4 protein-coding genes and 1 pseudogene are annotated in these 3774 nt (G+C 63.3%); 4 read left to right on the forward strand and 1 reads right to left on the reverse strand.

Going from position 1 to position 3774, the window contains the following annotated elements:
- Nucleotides 1-164: pseudogene (locus EN994_RS36245) on the forward strand (HAD family hydrolase); the annotation flags it as partial.
- Nucleotides 165-206: 42 nt separating this feature from the next.
- On the opposite strand, the gene EN994_RS22060 reads toward EN994_RS36245, so the two are convergent.
- A complete protein-coding gene (locus EN994_RS22060) occupies nt 207-938 on the reverse strand; it encodes a hypothetical protein (protein WP_013532760.1) in 732 nt (243 codons plus the stop codon).
- Between EN994_RS22060 and EN994_RS36770 the strand changes: the two genes are divergently transcribed.
- The 3 genes from EN994_RS36770 to EN994_RS22070 are packed head-to-tail and all read left to right on the forward strand — an operon-like array spanning nt 937 to nt 3771.
- Nucleotides 937-1065, forward strand: coding sequence for a hypothetical protein (locus tag EN994_RS36770; RefSeq protein ID WP_263499029.1), 129 nt, complete (start codon nt 937-939; stop codon nt 1063-1065). The genes EN994_RS22060 and EN994_RS36770 overlap by 2 nt on opposite strands.
- Before the next feature lies 1 nt (nt 1066).
- On the forward strand, nt 1067-2464 hold the full coding sequence (gene thrC, locus EN994_RS22065) for a threonine synthase (RefSeq protein WP_013532761.1): 1398 nt from the start codon (nt 1067-1069) through the stop codon (nt 2462-2464).
- 14 nt (nt 2465-2478) lie between these two features.
- Nucleotides 2479-3771, forward strand: coding sequence for a pitrilysin family protein (locus EN994_RS22070; RefSeq protein WP_013532762.1), 1293 nt, complete (start codon nt 2479-2481; stop codon nt 3769-3771).
- The last annotated feature ends 3 nt before the right edge of the window (nt 3772-3774 follow it).

The raw sequence follows: 3774 nt of genomic DNA on the forward strand, positions 1-3774 counted from the left end.
GCGCAAGGGCGGCGGGCATGCGGGTGATCGGCTTCACCGGCGCGGGACACAGTTATCCCGGCCATGCCGACGCGCTCACCGAGGCCGGCGCCGAAACGGTGATCCGCCGCTGGGCAGAGTTGAAAAGCGTGATCGCCGCGCTGTCGGAGTGGTCGGACGCCTGAGAAGCGTGCGCCGCGACGCACGCCTCATGCAACTGCCGAGACCTAGTTCGTCGCGGCAGCCCTCTTGCGGCGGGTCTTCTTCGACTTGTTGGCCGTTGCCTGATGCGCGGTTTCGTCATAGCCGGCAAAGGCCTGATAATCCTGGGCCGTCGGCTCGGGCACGACGACATTGGAATCGGTGAAGACGAACTGCGTGGCAACGGAAGGATCGGTGACCTGGACCTGATACTGGTGGAGCTGCGAATAGAGGACCTGGGTGCCGTGCATCACCGCCGTTCGGATCGGCATGGTGATCGTGCCTGGAGAAAACTTCGGTCCGGGGACAATCTTGCCGGCGACCGCAATCTTCATCGCCAACTGGCCGTTGGCACGGCTGCAGTCGCGTGTCACGTCGCTGACCGACGCCTGGTAGATGATATTGGCCGAATCGTCGGGCGGCGTTGCAGCAGCGGCGTCAGCCTCGGCCTGGGCCGCGGCATCCTGCGCGGCATCGCCGGTCTTCTTGATCCTGGGCTTGGGCTTCTGAGCTTCCCTGGAATAGGTGTTGAAGAAGGCCGTGCCGTCGCGCACGGTCACCCTGGGACAATAGGCCTGCAACTGGCTGGCCAGGATCTTGGGATCCTGCGGCGGCGGTGGCGCCGTCGGGTCCTCCTTCTTGCCGATGCCGAGGTTCAGGATGCCATTGTCGCCCGATTGGCAGCCGGCGGCGGCAAGCATAAAGCCGGTGAGCGCAAGACCCGCCAAAAAGCGACCACTGAATGTACGAAACGCCATGAAACTGCACTTCCCTCTCGCAAAGCTGGTGACGTATATCAACCGCGCGGCAAAAATGCGACTGAGCCAGTGCAGAATTAACCACCTTGCGGTGGACGGAAAAAGCCAGGCAGTAACGGAATTGTGACATGCACTATGTGAGTACCCGCGGGGAAGCCCCCGTTCTTGGATTTTCCGACGCCGTGCTGGCTGGGCTGGCGCGCGACGGCGGGCTCTACGTGCCGCGCGAGTGGCCACAGTTTTCCGCCGCCGAGATCCGCGCCATGCGCGACCTTGCCTATCCCGACCTTGCCATCCGCGTGCTGTCGCCGTTCCTTGGCGGCGAAATCCCGGCGCCCGTCTTCGAGCGGCTGGTCCGCGAAGCCTATGCCACCTTCCGCCACGAGGCTGTCTGCCCGCTGGTGCAGACCGGCCCCAACACCTTCGTCCTGGAACTCTTCCACGGGCCGACGCTCGCCTTCAAGGACGTGGCGATGCAGCTTCTGGCCCGGCTGATGGACCATGTGCTTGCCGAACGCGACCAGCACGCCACCATCGTCGGCGCCACCTCGGGCGATACCGGCGGGGCTGCCATCGATGCCTTTGCCGGTCGCAGCCGGACCGACATCTTCATCCTTTTCCCGCATGGCCGCGTCTCGCCGGTGCAGCAGCGGCAAATGACGACGTCGACGGCTGCAAATGTCCATGCGCTGGCGATCGAAGGCAATTTCGACGATTGCCAGGGCCTGCTCAAGGACATGTTCAACGATCACGGCTTTCGCGACCGGGTGGCGCTTTCGGGCGTCAATTCGATCAATTGGGCCCGCATCATGGCCCAGATCGTCTATTATTTCTCCTCGGCGCTGTCGCTCGGCGCGCCGGACAGGCCGGTTTCCTTCACCGTGCCGACCGGCAATTTCGGCGATATCTTTGCCGGCTATGCCGCCAAGAAGATGGGCTTGCCGATCGATCGGCTGGTCATTGCCACCAATGACAACGACATCCTGGCGCGCACTTTTTCGACCGGCGAATACCGCACCAAGGGCGTCTTTGCGACCACGTCGCCGTCGATGGATATCCAGGTGTCGTCGAATTTCGAACGCTTGCTGTTCGAGGCCTCCGGCCGTGACGCCGCGACCGTGCGGCGCTACATGGACGGCCTGAAGCAGTCCGGTGCTTTCACCATCGAACCCCACCAAATCGCCGGGATGCGGTCCGAATTCGACGCCGGCCGCGCTGATATGGACGAGGTCGCCGCCACCATCCGCTCGACGCTCGCGACCAGCAACTATCTGCTCGATCCGCACACTGCGGCAGCCGTGCATGTCGCCGCAGGCAAGGCGTCAGGCGCCGTGCCGATGGTGGTGCTGGGTACAGCACACCCGGCAAAATTCCCGGCCGCCGTCGAAGCCGCCAGCGGCGTGTCGCCCGCACTGCCCGCATGGCTAGGTGGGTTGATGACATCGGAGGAAAAATACACGGTACTTCCATCCGACCTGAAAATGGTGGAAGATTACGTCGGCCGCCGCGCGCGGGCGGCGCGTTAGGGAGTAGTAGCCATATGGGTGTTGAGGTAAGCCGTCTGTCGAACGGCCTGACAGTCGCCACCGAAACCCTTCAAAGCATCGAATCGGTTGCCCTTGGTGCCTGGGTGAAGTCGGGTGCCCGCAATGAACGTGACGACGAGCATGGCATGGCCCATCTGCTCGAGCACATGGCGTTCAAGGGCACGAAAAGGCGGAGCGCCTTCGAAATCGCCTCGGAGATCGAGGACGTCGGCGGCGAAATCAACGCCGCCACCAGCGTCGAGACCACCTCCTACTATGCCAGGGTGCTCTCCGACGACGTGCCGCTAGCCGTCGACATTCTTGCCGACATCCTGCAGGAGTCCGAATTCGACCCGCAGGAACTCGAACGCGAACAGCATGTGATCCTGCAGGAGATCGGCGCCGCGCACGACACGCCCGACGACATCGTCTTCGACCGTTTCACGGAAACCGCCTATCGCCATCAGACGATTGGGCGCTCCATTCTCGGCACGCCCGAAACGGTCAAGTCCTTCACCTCGAAACAACTTCACGACTTCATAGAGCGGCAATATGGCGCCGAGCGCATGGTGATTGTCGCCGCCGGCGACATCAAGCATGACAATTTCGTGCGCGAGGTCGAAAAGCAGCTCGGCGGCTTCCGCAGCAAGGCCGACAGCACCATCCCGCAATATGCGCAATATGTCGGCGGCGATTTTCGCGAGGACCGCGACCTGATGGACGCGCAGATCGTGCTGGGGTTCGAAGGCCGGGCCTATCATGTGCGCGACTTCTACGCCTCGCAGGTGCTGTCGATGATCCTCGGCGGCGGCATGTCGTCGCGCCTGTTCCAGGAGGTCCGCGAGAAGCGCGGCCTGTGTTACTCGGTCTATGCCTTCCATTGGGGCTTTTCCGACACCGGCGTCTTCGGCGTCCATGCAGCGACCGGCCAGAGCGACATCGCCGAACTGGTGCCTGTCATCATCGACGAACTGCAGAAGGCCGGTGAGAAGATCCTGCAGGAAGAACTCGACCGGGCGCGCGCCCAATATCGCGCCGGACTGATCATGTCAGCCGAAAGCCCGGCCAGCCGCGCTTCGCAGATCGCACGGCAACTGCTTCTGTTCGGCCGGCCGATCGCCAAGGAGGAACTGATGGAACGGCTGTCGGCGCTGACGATCGAGCGGCTGACCGATCTATCGTCGCGTTTGTTCTCGACCAAGCCGACGCTTACCGCTGTCGGGCCTGTGGGCACACTGGCGCCCTACGAGGCGATTCTCGAATCGCTCGCGGGCACGCAGACCGCGGCCCGCAAGCTCGCCGTCTAAGCC

It is taken from the genome of Mesorhizobium sp. M7A.F.Ca.CA.002.09.1.1, assembly GCF_003998555.1.
GTDB lineage: Bacteria > Pseudomonadota > Alphaproteobacteria > Rhizobiales > Rhizobiaceae > Mesorhizobium > Mesorhizobium ciceri.